17 protein-coding genes are annotated in these 14,153 nt (G+C 57.6%); all 17 read left to right on the forward strand.

Features of this window, described 5'->3' with window-relative positions:
• The first annotated feature begins 219 nt into the window (after positions 1–219).
• Entirely contained in the window at positions 220–1,047 is an 828-nt protein-coding gene (locus EXR70_22100) for an EF2563 family selenium-dependent molybdenum hydroxylase system protein (GenBank protein ID MSP41187.1), read from the forward strand.
• Positions 1,048–1,187: 140 nt separating this feature from the next.
• The gene (locus tag EXR70_22105; GenBank protein ID MSP41188.1) at positions 1,188–2,003 is read left to right on the forward strand and encodes a MoxR family ATPase; all 816 of its coding nucleotides are present in this window, start codon (positions 1,188–1,190) and stop codon (positions 2,001–2,003) included.
• A gap of 6 nt (positions 2,004–2,009) precedes the next feature.
• Positions 2,010–3,224, forward strand: a complete 1,215-nt coding sequence (locus EXR70_22110; protein ID MSP41189.1) for a VWA domain-containing protein — start codon at positions 2,010–2,012, stop codon at positions 3,222–3,224.
• Between the two features lie 30 nt (positions 3,225–3,254).
• Positions 3,255–3,650: an XdhC family protein gene (locus EXR70_22115; protein MSP41190.1), complete on the forward strand. Its 396-nt coding sequence runs from the start codon at positions 3,255–3,257 to the stop codon at positions 3,648–3,650.
• The gene (locus EXR70_22120; protein ID MSP41191.1) at positions 3,647–4,420 is read left to right on the forward strand and encodes a hypothetical protein; all 774 of its coding nucleotides are present in this window, start codon (positions 3,647–3,649) and stop codon (positions 4,418–4,420) included. The genes EXR70_22115 and EXR70_22120 overlap by 4 nt, the downstream gene beginning before the upstream one ends.
• A 15-nt stretch (positions 4,421–4,435) precedes the next feature.
• Positions 4,436–4,843, forward strand: coding sequence for a DUF120 domain-containing protein (locus tag EXR70_22125; GenBank protein ID MSP41192.1), 408 nt, complete (start codon positions 4,436–4,438; stop codon positions 4,841–4,843).
• The gene (locus tag EXR70_22130) at positions 4,840–5,493 is read left to right on the forward strand and encodes a UbiX family flavin prenyltransferase (protein MSP41193.1); all 654 of its coding nucleotides are present in this window, start codon (positions 4,840–4,842) and stop codon (positions 5,491–5,493) included. The genes EXR70_22125 and EXR70_22130 overlap by 4 nt, the downstream gene beginning before the upstream one ends.
• A 133-nt stretch (positions 5,494–5,626) precedes the next feature.
• Positions 5,627–6,679 carry a type 2 isopentenyl-diphosphate Delta-isomerase gene (locus EXR70_22135; GenBank protein MSP41194.1) on the forward strand — a complete coding sequence of 351 codons (1,053 nt, stop codon included), beginning with the start codon at positions 5,627–5,629 and terminating at the stop codon, positions 6,677–6,679.
• 62 nt (positions 6,680–6,741) lie between these two features.
• Positions 6,742–7,215: a pyridoxamine 5'-phosphate oxidase gene (locus tag EXR70_22140; protein MSP41195.1), complete on the forward strand. Its 474-nt coding sequence runs from the start codon at positions 6,742–6,744 to the stop codon at positions 7,213–7,215.
• Between the two features lie 37 nt (positions 7,216–7,252).
• The gene (locus EXR70_22145) at positions 7,253–8,560 is read left to right on the forward strand and encodes a TolC family protein (GenBank protein ID MSP41196.1); all 1,308 of its coding nucleotides are present in this window, start codon (positions 7,253–7,255) and stop codon (positions 8,558–8,560) included.
• A gap of 229 nt (positions 8,561–8,789) precedes the next feature.
• Positions 8,790–9,266 carry a hypothetical protein gene (locus tag EXR70_22150; GenBank protein MSP41197.1) on the forward strand — a complete coding sequence of 159 codons (477 nt, stop codon included), beginning with the start codon at positions 8,790–8,792 and terminating at the stop codon, positions 9,264–9,266.
• Positions 9,263–10,555, forward strand: coding sequence for an efflux RND transporter periplasmic adaptor subunit (locus EXR70_22155; GenBank protein MSP41198.1), 1,293 nt, complete (start codon positions 9,263–9,265; stop codon positions 10,553–10,555). The genes EXR70_22150 and EXR70_22155 overlap by 4 nt, the downstream gene beginning before the upstream one ends.
• Positions 10,552–11,271, forward strand: a complete 720-nt coding sequence (locus tag EXR70_22160) for an ABC transporter ATP-binding protein (GenBank protein MSP41199.1) — start codon at positions 10,552–10,554, stop codon at positions 11,269–11,271. The genes EXR70_22155 and EXR70_22160 overlap by 4 nt, the downstream gene beginning before the upstream one ends.
• Before the next feature lie 171 nt (positions 11,272–11,442).
• Entirely contained in the window at positions 11,443–12,660 is a 1,218-nt protein-coding gene (locus tag EXR70_22165; GenBank protein MSP41200.1) for an FtsX-like permease family protein, read from the forward strand.
• Between the two features lie 152 nt (positions 12,661–12,812).
• Complete coding sequence (locus EXR70_22170) at positions 12,813–13,001, forward strand: hypothetical protein (protein MSP41201.1); 189 nt, start codon at positions 12,813–12,815, stop codon at positions 12,999–13,001.
• 2 nt (positions 13,002–13,003) lie between these two features.
• Entirely contained in the window at positions 13,004–13,213 is a 210-nt protein-coding gene (locus EXR70_22175; GenBank protein ID MSP41202.1) for a DUF2283 domain-containing protein, read from the forward strand.
• A gap of 391 nt (positions 13,214–13,604) precedes the next feature.
• Positions 13,605–14,039 carry a hypothetical protein gene (locus tag EXR70_22180; protein MSP41203.1) on the forward strand — a complete coding sequence of 145 codons (435 nt, stop codon included), beginning with the start codon at positions 13,605–13,607 and terminating at the stop codon, positions 14,037–14,039.
• Positions 14,040–14,153 lie beyond the last annotated feature (114 nt).

Genomic DNA, 14,153 nt, shown 5'->3' on the forward strand with positions numbered 1-14,153 from the left:
GCAAATCGAGGCAAAACTAAGGACCCTATTAACCACGAGAGCAAAATGTAATCTGATATAACTTCGCAAAAACTGTAACTCATTACGAAAAAAACGATCTATCCTCCGCTGCCCTGCTTCCAGGGCAGTTGTTCAGAGGTTCCTTAACTAGCCTTCGGCGCCGATCCGCGCCATTTTCTAGTTGAGCCTGCTTTGTTATGATGATTTTGAGCAGGCTCGATGACGATCTCCAATCCATTCGATATTCGTGTTTTGATTCGCGGCGGCGGCGAGATGGCGAGCGGCATCGCGCACCGTTTGTATCAGTGTCACATGCAGGTGCTGATCACCGAAGTGGCGGAACCGGTCGCGGTGCGGCGTAGCGTGGCCTTCGCCGAAGCGGTTTATCGCGGCCGCCACACCATTGAAAATGTCACAGCGGTTCGAGTTGGCAATTTCACCGAAGCGCTGAGCGAATGGCAACGTGGTGCGATTCCAGTCTTCATCGATCCTCAGGCGCAAATTCACCACGAAATGAAACCGGCGGTCATCGTCGATGCGACCATGTCGAAGAGCGGCGGCGACAGCAAGCTTGACGACGCGCCGCTGGTGATCGGCATCGGGCCGGGATTTTGCGCCGGTGATAACGTTCACGCGGTCATCGAAAGCAATCGCGGTTATCACTTAGGCCGGGTGATTTGGCAGGGCGCCGCGGAGCCGGATACCGGCGTGCCGGCGCCGGTGGCGGGCCACACCGAGGCGCGGGTGCTGCGGGCGCCGCGCAGCGGCTGTTTCAAGTCGTTGCGCGACATTGGCGACAGGATCGGCGCTGGTGAAATCGTCGCCGAGGTAGACGGCGCGCCAGTGCGCGCCGAGATCGCCGGTTTAATTCGCGGCATGCTCCATGACGGCATTCAAATCGGCGCCGGCGTCAAAGTTGGCGACATTGATCCGCGAGGTGAATCGGAGTATTGTGACTCGATTTCAGACAAGGCGCGGGCCATTGGCGGAGGAGTTGTCGAGGCGATTTTTCACTCTTACCCGAGGCTGAAAAATTCTGCCACGTGACCAACCGGCGATTAAATTCAACAGGCGAGGCGAGCGTGAATCCAAAAGATCTGACCATTGAGAAGGTTCAGGAAATATTGCTGCAGGAAAAGTATGTCTGCGACCGTTCCTTGGCGACGGTGGTGTACTTATCGTTGGCCATGGGCAAACCGCTGCTGCTAGAAGGCGAAGCGGGCGTGGGTAAAACCGAGATCGCCAAGGTGCTGGCGAAGGTGCTCGGCTCGCGCTTGATTCGCTTGCAATGCTACGAAGGGCTCGATGCCAGCACGGCGCTCTATGAGTGGAACTATCCCAAGCAGATGCTGCACATCAAGCTCGAGGAAATCGAGCGCGGTGACAAGCAAAAGGTCGAGACCGAAATTTTCACTCAGGAGTATTTGGTCAAGCGGCCGCTGCTCGACGCGATCCAGAGCGAGGACGGCACGCCACCGGTGCTGCTGATCGACGAGATCGACCGCGCCGACATGGAGTTCGAAGCGTTTTTACTCGAAGTCTTGTCGGACTTCCAGATCACCATTCCCGAGCTCGGCACCATTGTGGCGAAACATCGCCCCTATGTTTTTCTGACTTCCAACCGCACCAGGGAAATTCACGACGCGCTCAAGCGGCGCTGTTTGTATCACTGGATCGAGTATCCGACCTTCGACAAAGAATACGAAATCATCACCACCAAATTCCCCGAGGTGGAAGCCAAGATGGCGCAGCAGATTTGCGCCTTCATGCAAAAAGTCCGCGAGATGAATTTCTACAAACGGCCGGGCGTCGCCGAGACTTTGGACTGGGCCTCGGCGTTGATCGCGCTCAACCGCAAACAGTTGGACGACAAGTCGGTGGTCGAAACCATGGGCTGCGTCTTCAAGTATCGCGAAGACTTGAGCCATCTGCGCGAGCAGGTGGAAAACCGCCAGTTCAGTATCGATGCGCTGTTGCGTACTTCGCCCGAGTTGGTGAGTTAGTCGACCATGGACATCACCGCGGAAACCGTCGCCGCCGCCGTCAGTAAAGTCGCATCCGCCCGTGGCACGGGCACGCTGCCCAACGTGATGGCCTTCGGCCGCGCTCTCAAACAGCTGGGCGTCAAAGTCAGTCTCAGCCAGGTGCTCGACGCGTCGCGTTCGGCGGAGTTTGTCGACGTCGGCGAGCGCGGCGATTTTCGCGCTTTGCTGCGCGCCAATCTGATTTCCGAAAAAGAAGACTTTCCGGTTTTCGATTTACTGTTCGATTGTTTTTGGCGCGAGCAGAGTTATGAACGGATGCCCATGGAGACCATGGACATCCAAGGTACGCCCACCGAATCTCAAGCGCCCGAAGGGGGCGATGAAGAAGGCGGCGTCGAAGAAGCCAGCGCCGAGAGCATCGCCAACGAGAATGTGCCGCTGGAAAATCTCGACGAATTCGCAGTGCCGACTTACAGCGCCCAAGAAATGATGAACCGCAAAGATTTTAGCGAGATGGGCGTCGAGGAAAGCCGCGCCATCGCTAGAGCGATTTTACTCATCGCCACCAAGATCGCCACCCAGATCAGCCGGCGCAAGAAGATCAGCCGCCGAGGCGCCGTCATCGATCCGCGCGCGTCCATGCGCCGCAGCATGAAGTACGGCGGCGAAGTGATCGATCTGGCGAAACGCAAACGGCGCATCAAGAAAACCAAAGTGGTCTTGCTCTGCGATGTCAGCGGTTCGATGGATTGCTACAGCCGGTTCTTGATTCAGTTCATGTACGGCCTGCAAAACGAGCTGTGGGGCGTGGAAACTTTTGTTTTCAGCACGTCGCTCAGCCGCATCACCCATTTGATCCGCACGAAAAATATTGTCGACGCGTTGGATAAAATATCCGGCACTATTCTCGGCTGGTCCGGCGGCACCAACATCGGCCGCTCGCTGCACACCTTCAACCGCAACTTCGCGCCGAGCATGGTGACGCACCGTTCGGTGGTGGTGATTATCAGCGACGGCTGGGACCGCGGCGACGTGAGCCTCTTGGAAAAAGAGATGCAGGACATCAAGCGGCGCGCGAAAAAAATCATTTGGCTCAACCCGTTACTGGCGAGCGAGAATTACGAGCCCTTGTGCAAGGGTATGCAAGCGGCGCTGCCCTATTTGGATATGTTTCTGTCGATCCATAACGTCAACAGTCTGGTGTCTTTGGGACGCACGCTGCAAAAAATGGTGGCGTGACTTCCACTTAATTCTAAGGAGGACAAAACGATGGCTGGACCGGGTGCTTGTTACACCGATGCCGATTTAGAGGCGAAGAAAAAAGAGACGATCTATCATCAAGTCCGTCAGTTTCTCGATCAGGGCGAAACCGTGGCGGTGGCGACGATTGTTTCCGCCAAAGGCTCGACGCCGCGCGAAGTGGGCGCCAAAATGGTCGTCACCGCCTGGGGCGAGATTCTCGGCACCATCGGCGGCGGCTGCGGCGAAGCCGACGTGAAGAAGGAAGCCATCGAGGCGATCCGCACCAAGAAACCGCGCACAGTGCGCGTCGATTTGCTCGACGATATTTCGTCGGACAGTCCGGCGGTGTGCGGCGGTGTCATGAACGTGTTTATCGATCCCTGGTGGAAAGAGCGCGATGAGGAGGCGGTCAGCGCCAAATGAGTTCGCTTGCTCAAGAACTCGTCGAGATCACCGAGCAGGGCGTGGCGGCGGTGCTCGCCACCGTGGTCGAGGCTGAAGGCGGCGCCAAGGTCGAGGCCGGCGCGAAATGTTTGATCCGCGACGGCCAGATGCGCGCCGAGACCATCGGCAATGCCAAAGTCATCGACGCCATCGTGCGCGAGAGCGACAAGCATGCGCGCGCGGAAAAATCGCAGCTGGTTTCCCTCGCCATTCCTGAAGCGGATGCCAAATTAGAAGTTTTCTTCGAAGTGATGCCGGCGCCGCCCAAACTGATCGTCGTCGGCGCCGGCCATATCGCCGTGCCGCTGGTAAAAATCGCCAAGGTGATGGATTTTCATGTCACCGTCATCGACGACCGTCTGCTCTACGCCAACCGCGAACGGTTTCCCGACGCCGACGAAGTATTGGTCGGCGACATGGCGCAGATGCTCAAAGAGATGGCGATCACGCCGTCCTGTTACATTGTCTTGATCACGCGCGGCCACGCTTACGATGAACCCTGCCTACGCCAGATCATGCACGGCCAGGCGAAATATATCGGCATGATCGGCAGCCGGCGGCGCATCAAAGCCTGCTTCCAGCGCTTCCGTGAAGAGGAGAAGGTGACCGACGAGGCGGTCGAGCGCATCTACGCGCCCATCGGTCTCGATATCGCCACCGAGACGCCGGCGGAAATCGCCTTGTCGATTCTCGGTGAAGTGATCAAAGTGCGGCGCGGCGGCAAAGCGGCGTCGCTGTCGGGTCATTGAAAATTTTCAACGGCGATGGAACGGATGACCGGGATTATTTATTCCGACTTGGGCCAAGCGTCGTCGTTCATGGCGCTTGAATGGGTGCAAGATTTGCTCAACCAAAGGCTTGGCTATCATCCGTTTCCAGCGACGCTCAATGTCCGGCCCAAGGATTCCAGCGACGCTCAAGTGTGGCGCCGGGTGCAAAGCGATCATGCCGGCACGCCGTTGACCCAAGCGGCGGATGGCCACTGCGGCGCGAAATTATATCGCGTCGAAATTTATGCCGGGGAAGATGCGGCGAAACTTACCGGCGCGGTGTTGCTGCCGGAAGTGAGCGACTATCCGATAGACAAAATTGAAATCGTCGCGCCGGTGCGCTTGAAGGAACATTTTAATTTAACCGACGGCGATCAACTGACATTGGAGTTTCTCAATTGAATAAGCAGAAGCGGCTCATCATCGGCATCTCCGGCGCCACCGGCGCGATCTACGGCGTGCGCATGTTGGAGATTCTTGCCAAGATTGGCGACATCGAAACGCACTTAGTTTTAAGCAAAGCCGGTAAGATGACGATCCAAGTGGAGACGCCCTATTCGGTCAAAGACGTCGAAGCGATGGCCGACGTGGTGCATGACATCAACAATGTCGGCGCCAGCATCTCCAGTGGTTCGTTTCGCACCGCGGGCATGGTGATCGCGCCCTGCTCGATGAAATCCATGGGCGCCATCGCCCATTCGATCGGCGGCGATCTGTTGGTGCGCGCCGCCGATGTCGTGCTCAAGGAACGGAAAAAACTCGTGCTTGTCGTGCGCGAAACGCCGCTTCATCTCGGCCATCTCGAAGCGATGGTGTCGCTGACGCGCATGGGGGCGATCATTTTTCCGCCGGTGCCGGCGTTTTACCATCGGCCGAAAACTTTGGACGACGTGATCAACCAAACCGTGACGCGCATTCTCGACCAGTTCGAGATCGAGGCGGAGCTATTCCATCGCTGGGACGACAAGGGCATGAGCCGCCATCCCGACGCCGGCAAAACCACCAACCTCGCCAGCGCTAAAGTGGGGCAAGTGGCGAAAAAGCAGCGCTGAGATTTCAATTCTCGTTGGCCGCACCCTTCGGCAGGCTCAGGGCAATCGGGAACGCAAAGAGCGCAAAAAAATCCAAGAAGAAAACTGAATCTAGGGGCGCGATTCATCGTGCCCTCATGCCTAACGTAAATTTATGCCGCCACGCAGGGTCAAGAAAACCCTCAGCAAAACTCAGCAGCGCAAAAAACAGCATCTCGAACTTTGTCTCGACACCGAGAGCGTCACTAGCGCTTTAAGCACTGGGCTAGACCGCTATCGTTTCGTGCACAACGCGCTGCCCGAGCTCGATCTCGACGAGATCGATGTCCGCACTTCGTTCCTTGGCAAGCGGCTCAAAGCGCCGATTTTAATTTCTTCCATGACCGGCGGCTTCGATTTGGCGCGCAAGGTCAATCGCAATCTCGCCGCCGCGGCGCAAGAGTTGGGCATCGCCATGGGCGTGGGCTCCCAGCGGGTGGCGATCGAAGAGCCGTCCGCCGCCGCCTCATTCCAAGTGCGTGATCTCGCGCCCGACATTTTGCTGTTTGCCAATTTGGGCGCGGTGCAACTGAACTACGGCTATGGCTTGGGTCAATGCCGGCGCGCGGTCGAGATGATCGGCGCCGACGCGCTGATTCTGCATTTAAATGTTCTCCAAGAAGCGGTGCAGCCGGAAGGCAATCGCAACTTTAAAGGGCTGACGGAAAAGATCGCCGCGATCTGCCGCGCGCTCGGCGTTCCAGTGATCGCCAAGGAAGTTGGCAACGGCATTTCAGTCGATGCCGCGCGCCGGCTTCACAGCGCCGGCGTCAAAGCGATCGACGTCGCCGGCCGCGGCGGCACGTCGTGGTCGGCGGTGGAAGCGCAGCGCGCCGCGCAGCAAGGCAAAGCGGCGGAACGGACTTTTACCGACTGGGGCATTCCCACCGAAGAAGCGCTGGTCAGCGTACGCCAAGCGCTGCCGAACGTTTCGCTCATCGCCTCCGGCGGCATCCGCACCGGTGTCGACATCGCCAAGTCGCTGGCGCTCGGCGCCGACCTCGCGGCGTTCGGCCAGCCGCTCTTGGCGGCGGCTTTGGAGTCGTCGGCGAAGGTGGTAGAATTCATCGGTGGCGTCATCCATGAACTTAAGGTCAGCATGCTCTGCGTCGGCGCGGCGGATCTCCCGGCGCTCAAACGAATCGCTTTGGTGCGTAATTCCGATTGACGCGTTGCCGTTAATTCCGCAGATCTCAGTCTCCAGTCAAGCTTCGCATAAACGTCGTCGCCATGTCTGATGCTTTGAAACAGCAGGTGCTCGATTATTTGAAAGGTCATCGCACCATGACGCTGGCGACCTGCGCCGGCGAAATACCTTGGGCGGCGACGGTATTTTTTGCCAGCGACGATTTGCGGCTGTATTTTTTTTCCGCGCCGGAGTCGCGCCATGGTCAGAATCTGACCGCCAATTCTCGCGTCGCCGTGACGATTCAAGAAGATTACCAAGACTGGCGCGCGATCAAGGGCATTCAATTGGAAGGTCACGTGGAGTTGGTGGATTCGCTGCTGGAGAAAGCTAAAGCGATAGCGATCTACGCGGGCAAATATCCCGACGTGATCAAGCTCTTCACCGACCCGTCCAGCGGCATTTTTCACAAGGCCTTTCTTAAAGTTAAATTTTACTGCGTCACGCCGGAAAAACTTTTCTTCATCGATAACGCTCAAGGCTTTGGCAAACGCCAAGAGCTCACGCTTGGCGAATGATCCGCTTTAACCAATTTCGCAAATGAGGGACTGAGCGATGAAACTATCGACAAGCGTCGGCTGGCTGAGGATTGGGTGGCTCGGAGCATTGATCATTTTCGCGCCGGCGATTGGCCACGGCGCCGATGCCGCTTCGATGCGCCAAGGTCTCACTCTCGAAGAAGTCGTGCGCATCGCCTTGGAAAATCATTCGAGCGTCAAATCGGCGGGGTTTCAAACCCAGGCGCAGGATGCGCTGCTGCACCAGCAAATGGCCGCCTACTTTCCCAATTTGTCGCTCAACAATTCGTATCGCACGAATAATGTCGGCGGCCGCTCGGAAGGCGCGTCCAAAGCTTTCGATACGCTTTCCAGCGTGGCCAACATGAGTCTGACGCTGTACAACTTCGGCAAGCGCGAAGGCAACGTGCAAGCGGCGCGCGACACCCTCGATGCGACGCAACAGTCCTACAATGCCACGGCGAACAATATCGTGTTGGCGGCCAAACAGGCCTACTTCGCCGTGATCCAAGCCGACGCTTTGCTCAACGTCAACGACGAGACCGTCAAGGACCGCGCCGCCATTTTCAAGCAGACCCAGAGCTTCTACGAAGTCGGCACCAAGCCGCGCAGCGACGTGACCCAGGCGGAGGCGAATCTTTATTTGGCCCAGGCCAATTTCATCGCGGCCAAAAATGCCGTCGAAGTGGCGTGGGCCAACTTGCGCAACGCCATGGGCGTCGACGATTTTCCCAAGCAGCCGCTGGCCGATGGGATGTCGACCGAGCCGTTTCCGATGTCCTTGGCGGAAGCCAAAGAAGCGGCGTTCGCTTCCCGGCCTGAGCTGTTGAAACTGGACGCCCAACTCAAGGCGCGCGACCAACAGATCGCCGTGGCGCGGCGCAATCATCTGCCCGACCTGTTGTTCAGTTCCAGCTACGGCCGCCAGGCGAGCCACTCGGAACTTTTCCCCTTGAATCCGACCTGGCAGGTGCAGCTCAATTTCAATATTCCGATCTTCAACGGTTTCCAGACCAGCTACCAAGTGCAAGAAGCGCTGGCCAACTTCAGTTCGGCGAAGGAGCAGCTGCGTTTGCAAAAACAGCAGGTGGCGTTTCAAGTGGAACAAAATTATTTGAATCTGGCGGCGGCGCGCGACGTGGTGCGCGCCAACGAAGCGGCGGAGCGGGCGGCCAAGCAAAATTTAGAACTGCACGAAGCGCGCTATCAAGTCGGCTACGCGCCGATCGTCGAGGTGACCACCGCCCAAGCGACCTACACCACGGCCCAGACCAATCGCGTGATTGCGCTGATTTCGTATCAATTGGCGCAGGCGCAATTGCTCAACGCCATCGGGCGGCAGTAGGCCCGGTGCGCTCATGCGGCTTGTCTGTTTGCGCGCAGCATGGAATGATTGACCGGAAAATCGCCATCGAGTTGGCTGCTGACAGAAGGTGGAGCATGCTTCGACAAGCTCAGCATGAACGGAATTATTTCAATCACTTTAAGAATCTCTCCGTTCGTCCTGAGCTTGTCGAAGGACTCCGAGAGAGTTTTTCAGTAGCCATCGAGTCGGCTAGCTAAGAGGAAAAAGCATGTCACAACTGTTGGGAAATCAGCTCACCGAAGCGCTGCTCACGCGGCTCGGCGGCGCCGAAGCGGCGGTCCACGAAGGTAAGATCATTCCGATCTTTACCACTGACGAAGAGTCCTGGGCCCATCCGGCGTTGCTCTCTTATTATGAAATCGTCGCCAAAGATGCTGGGACTCTCGACATGGCATTGTGGAAGGACAGCACGACGGCCAAAAACTTGCGGCGCACCGGCAAAGTCACGCTGATGCTCAGCGATCTCGGCGTCAACTATTATCTCAAGGGCAGCGTCAAAGAGTTAGAGCATGAAATGGCCGGCGCGGCGCCGGTGTCGCGCTTCCGCGTTACGGTGGAGCAGTTGATCGAAGACCAGGAGCCCAACGCGGAAATTACCACCGGCTTGACCTATCGGCGCATGAACCCGCGCGATGGCAACGATTTCACGGTCAAGGTTTTGCGCCTGTTACGAGCGGCATCATGAAATTTAAAAAGCCTATTTTGACTATCGCCGCGCTATTGCTGATCGCCGGCGCCGGTTTCGCATACTGGCGCTTTGGCGGCGCGGCCAAGGAGCCGGGTTATCTGACGACACCGGCAAGCAAGGGCAAAGTGCGCCAAGTGGTTTCCTCCACCGGCACGTTGCAAGCCGTGGTCACCGTTTTGGTCGGCAGCCAAATCTCCGGCACCATCGATAAATTATCCGCCGACTTCAATACCAAGGTGAAGGCAGGCCAGGTGATCTTGCAACTCAATCAAGACAAGTTCAAGGCGGCGGTCGATCAGGCCAAGGCGAATCTTTTGTCGGCCCAGGCGACCCATGCCAAGAACAAGGTCGCCCTCGCCGACGCGCTCAGGACTTTGGAGCGCAACCGCGAGTTGCGCAAACGCGACGTCATGGCGCAGAGCGAACTCGACGCGTCGCAGACTGCCTACGATGCCGCGGTGGCGCAACTGGAAGTCAGCCAAGCTCAGATCGCCCAGGCCCAGGCGGCGGTGAATCAGAACATGGTCGATTTTAATAACACGATCATTCGTTCGCCGGTGGACGGCATCGTGATTTCGCGCAACGTCGATGTCGGCCAGACCGTGGCGGCGTCGCTTTCGGCGCCGACGCTGTTTTCCATCGCCAACGACTTGGCGAAGATGGAAGTGCATACCAGCGTCGATGAGGCCGATGTCGGCAACATCAGAGAAGGGCAGCAGGTCAGTTTTACCGTCGACGCTTTTCCGGCGCGCCGCTTTCGCGGCAAAGTGTTTCAAGTGCGCAACGCGCCGCAGATCATCCAGAACGTCGTCACCTACGACGCCGTGGTGCGCATCGACAACAAGGAGCTGCTGCTCAAGCCCGGCATGACCGCCAACGTGCAGTTTCTCGTCAGCGAAAAAGAAGACGCGCTGACCGTGCCGAATATGGCGCTGCGTTTCAAGCCGCCGGAGGAAAAAAACGAAGCGCAAGAATTACTGCGCCAAGAACAAAGCCGTGCCGCGCCGCAAGTCGGCGCGCGCCGCACCAGCCGCGGCGGCCCTGGCGGAGGCGGTGAAGCACGGCGCGTGCGCACGGTGAAAATTTACCTCTTGAAAGAGGGCAAAGCCCAGTCTGTGGAAGTGCAGTTGGGCATCACCGACGGTTCCAAGACCGAAGTGATCTCCGGCAAACTTGCGGAAAACGATCCGGTGATTATCGGTATGTCGAGCGGCGCAAGCGCATCGGCGCAGAGCGGCGTGGCCAATCCGTTTCAGCCTGCCGGGCCGCGCTTTGGCGTCCGATGAGCGAAGTCATTCGGGTCGAAAATTTGGCAAAAATTTACCGCATGGGCGACGTCGAGGTGCCGGCGTTGCGGGGCATTAATTTAACTATTCAACATGGCGAGTTCGTCGCGGTGATGGGTTCTTCGGGTTCGGGCAAATCGACGTTCATGAATATCTTGGGCTGTCTCGATCGTCCCAGCGCGGGAAAATATTTTCTCGACGGTGAAGAAGTCGGCATGCTCAGCGCCGATGCCTGGGCGCTGATTCGCAACAAGCGCATCGGTTTCGTCTTTCAAGGTTTCAATTTACTGTCGCGCACCAGCGCGCTGGAGAACGTCGAACTGCCGATGATGTACAACGGTTATCCCGGCAAAGAACGGCGCCGGCGCGCCATCGAAGTGCTCGGGTTGGTTGGTCTCGCCGAGCGCCACGATCACACGCCCAATCGTCTGTCCGGCGGCCAGCAGCAGCGCGTCGCCATCGCCCGCGCGCTGGTCAACAAACCGTCGCTGATCCTCGCCGACGAACCGACGGGCAATCTCGATACGGTCACCAGCAACGAGATTATGGCGCTGTTTCAACAGTTGAATTCGCAGCAGGGGATTACCGTTATTCTCGTCACCCACGAGTCCGACATCGCCGAGCACGCCAAGCGGCAAATTGTTTTCCGCGACGGCCAGGTAGTTTCCGATAAACCCAATGATCCGGTGATGGCCCACGCGGAGCTGATATCGTGATCCAGATGTTATGTGCGAAAGTCGGAGAGTTGAATCCGATCCCCCCTTTACAAAAGTGGGGCAGGGGGGATTTTCTTCCAGGCACAGACTTCAAATCGCCCTCGATCCCCCTTTTTCAAAGGGGGAAGTTGTGAGCGTCTGGTTCATGACTCGCCGTGAAAGGATGCCACCATGCAGTGGTTAATGACTTTGCGAATTGCGTTGCGCGCGCTGGCGAGAAATAAGCTGCGCGCTTTCCTCACCATGTTGGGCATCATCATCGGCGTCGGCGCGGTGATCGCCATGGTCGCCATCGGCGAGGGCGCCAAGTCGACGATCCGCGCCCAGATCGCCAGTCTCGGCACCAACGTCTTGATCGTACTGCCAGGCAGCAATTCGACCGGCGGAGTGCGCGGCGGTTTCGGCAACGTCAACACGCTGCTCGACAGCGACGGCAAGGCGATGACCCGCGAACTGCCGTCGGTGGCCTTCGCGTCGCCGGTGTTGCGTCGGCAAGATCAAGTGGTCGCCGGCAATCTCAACTGGGGCACGCTGGTGCAAGGCGTGGCGCCGGAGTTCCAACAGATTCGCGAGTGGCAGATCGCCGCCGGGCGCTATCTGCACGACGGCGACATGGAGAGCGCGGCCAAAGTCGCCGTGATCGGCCAAACCGTGGCCAGCCAACTTTTCGGCAATGACGATCCGCTCGACGCGGTGATTCGCATCCGCAACATACCTTTTCGCGTCGTCGGCGTGTTGGCGCCCAAGGGCCAGTCGAGCTCCGGCGCCGATCAAGACGACACCGTGATGGTGCCCTACACGACCATGCAAAAGCGTTTGATGCGGATCACCTACGTGCAGACCATCTTGGTGAAAGCGATCAGCGCCGAACGCGTTCAAGAAACCCAGGAGCAAATCACCGCGCTGTTGCGCCAGCGCCACCGCATCGGCCCCGATCGCGACGACGACTTCAACGTGCGCAATCTCTCCGACATCGCCGAGGCGGCGTCGAGCACGGCGCGGGTGATGGCGATTCTTTTGGGCAGCGTGGCGGGGATTTCGTTGCTCGTCGGCGGTATCGGCATCATGAACATCATGTTGGTGTCGGTCACCGAGCGCACCCGTGAGATCGGCATCCGCATGGCGGTGGGCGCGCGCAGCCGCGACATCATGCTGCAGTTCCTCGTCGAAGCCGTGGTCATGGCCGCCACCGGTGGCATCATCGGCATCGTCCTCGGCATCGGCACCTCCGAGCTGCTCAAAGACTGGGCTCAATGGCCGACATTAGTCAGCCCAAGCGTCGTCGCCGTAGCCTTTCTCTTCTCCGGCGCGGTCGGTATTTTTTTCGGTTTTTATCCGGCGAAGAAAGCGGCGGGTTTGGATCCGATCGACGCGCTGAGATATGAGTAGGAGCGCGAAGCGCTGGTCTAAAGGCACTGACCCGAAGTCGATTAGGACACATCCTCGACAATTGCAGTTCGCTTCCGATTGCCCTATCATCAGTCCGCTTTCGACGAGGTCTTCCATTGGCCATAATATTTAGCAGACACGCGCGGCGGCAAATGAAATGGCGCCGAGTGTCCGAAGCGGAAGTCGTGAGCGTGCTCGATGCTCCGGATCGCGTCGAACAAAGCATGGACGGGCGAATCAATGCTTATAAATCATTGGGCGATCGATTGCTAAAAGCAACTTACATCGAAGAAAAAGGGGATATCGTGGTGATCACAGTGATCGAGAAAGAGAGCGTCTAGCGATGAAGATCGAATATGATAAGGAAGTCGATGCGCTTTACATCAGGATTCAGGAAAAAGAAGTTGCCCGAACCCAAGAGGTGTCCGACGGCGTAAACCTCGACTTCGACGAGCAGGACCGACTGATCGGTCTGGAAGTGTTGAGCGCGTCGAAACGTTACGCTTCAGCCGATATCTTCAATCTCTCCACCGAAAATCTCATATTGCCCTAAGCCGATTCGGTATTCGTGCCGCATACCGAAGATGAGTATCGACGGCTTGTCGCGTTGCTTGACGGCTTAATCGATGAAGTTGGAGAGGATGAATCGCATCCGCTGGCGTCGCTTATGGAAATCATCGGCGTATTGATTGAGAAGTACGAAGACGATCGAGTTCCAGAGTTGGCCGTTGAATAGTTATATTCGTAGCCTCGCGGCCGTTTTTATGAAGCCGCGCCGCAGGACTCTTGGCAAACTGTCTCAAACGCATCGAAGACGCTGAACAAGGGTATCAAACGGCGGGATAGATTTAGCACAATGGAAGATTGTAGCGATTGTTATGCCTGACCCTGCGGCCACCCGCGGCTATGTTGGGCGGACGAAGAAGGGGAAAGTGGCTCCGACTATGGCGGGAATTATTCTGTTTGCAACGGAGCCGGTTGAGATACTACCTCAGTGCCGTGTTGCCATCGAGGCAAAGAAAGCCGGGCGCACGGTCTCCGGAGACTTCGAAGGGCCGCTGCTCAGCTTCCGAGATCATCTGGAGAGGTTTTTCAAAGAACAGATGCGCCAGTTTACCGAGGTCCGGGAGCTGGATCGAATCCAGGTGGCCGAGTACCCCATGGAAGCCATAAGAGAAGCCGCCTTTAACGCGGTGATTCACCGCGATTATGAAGCGGGAGCGCGGGTTCATATCACCCTAAAAGAGACGGAGGTCGAAGTTAGAAGCCCTGGCGGACTGCTCAAGCCACTAAGCCTCAGCCGCGTCAGGGCGTTCAATGCAGCGCCTTACAGTCGTAATCCCCACATGTCAATGGCGGAGAGAAAATGTGCCAGATAGCGGCGCAATAGTGTACCAGTCAGGTTAAGAGAAAAGGGCTTTGAAGCCCCTGGGGTTTATTGTTGAGCTGGCACGTCGATTTAGATTTTGGTGTTGGGTTCTCCTTCGGTTGGC

It is taken from the genome of Deltaproteobacteria bacterium, assembly GCA_009692615.1.
In the GTDB taxonomy this organism is placed as follows: domain Bacteria; phylum Desulfobacterota; class Binatia; order UBA9968; family UBA9968; genus DP-20.

Coding starts and splice junctions, on each gene's coding strand:
- EXR70_22120 (MSP41191.1), top strand. CDS start 3,647: ATGAGTTCGCTTGCTCAAGAACTCGTCGAGATCACCGAGCAGGGCGTG.
- EXR70_22155 (MSP41198.1), top strand. CDS start 9,263: ATGAAATTTAAAAAGCCTATTTTGACTATCGCCGCGCTATTGCTGATC.
- EXR70_22150 (MSP41197.1), top strand. CDS start 8,790: ATGTCACAACTGTTGGGAAATCAGCTCACCGAAGCGCTGCTCACGCGG.
- EXR70_22140 (MSP41195.1), top strand. CDS start 6,742: ATGTCTGATGCTTTGAAACAGCAGGTGCTCGATTATTTGAAAGGTCAT.
- EXR70_22110 (MSP41189.1), top strand. CDS start 2,010: ATGGACATCACCGCGGAAACCGTCGCCGCCGCCGTCAGTAAAGTCGCA.
- EXR70_22180 (MSP41203.1), top strand. CDS start 13,605: ATGGCGGGAATTATTCTGTTTGCAACGGAGCCGGTTGAGATACTACCT.
- EXR70_22145 (MSP41196.1), top strand. CDS start 7,253: ATGAAACTATCGACAAGCGTCGGCTGGCTGAGGATTGGGTGGCTCGGA.
- EXR70_22160 (MSP41199.1), top strand. CDS start 10,552: ATGAGCGAAGTCATTCGGGTCGAAAATTTGGCAAAAATTTACCGCATG.
- EXR70_22165 (MSP41200.1), top strand. CDS start 11,443: ATGCAGTGGTTAATGACTTTGCGAATTGCGTTGCGCGCGCTGGCGAGA.
- EXR70_22105 (MSP41188.1), top strand. CDS start 1,188: ATGGGCAAACCGCTGCTGCTAGAAGGCGAAGCGGGCGTGGGTAAAACC.
- EXR70_22115 (MSP41190.1), top strand. CDS start 3,255: ATGGCTGGACCGGGTGCTTGTTACACCGATGCCGATTTAGAGGCGAAG.
- EXR70_22170 (MSP41201.1), top strand. CDS start 12,813: ATGAAATGGCGCCGAGTGTCCGAAGCGGAAGTCGTGAGCGTGCTCGAT.
- EXR70_22135 (MSP41194.1), top strand. CDS start 5,627: ATGCCGCCACGCAGGGTCAAGAAAACCCTCAGCAAAACTCAGCAGCGC.
- EXR70_22125 (MSP41192.1), top strand. CDS start 4,436: ATGGAACGGATGACCGGGATTATTTATTCCGACTTGGGCCAAGCGTCG.
- EXR70_22175 (MSP41202.1), top strand. CDS start 13,004: ATGAAGATCGAATATGATAAGGAAGTCGATGCGCTTTACATCAGGATT.
- EXR70_22100 (MSP41187.1), top strand. CDS start 220: ATGACGATCTCCAATCCATTCGATATTCGTGTTTTGATTCGCGGCGGC.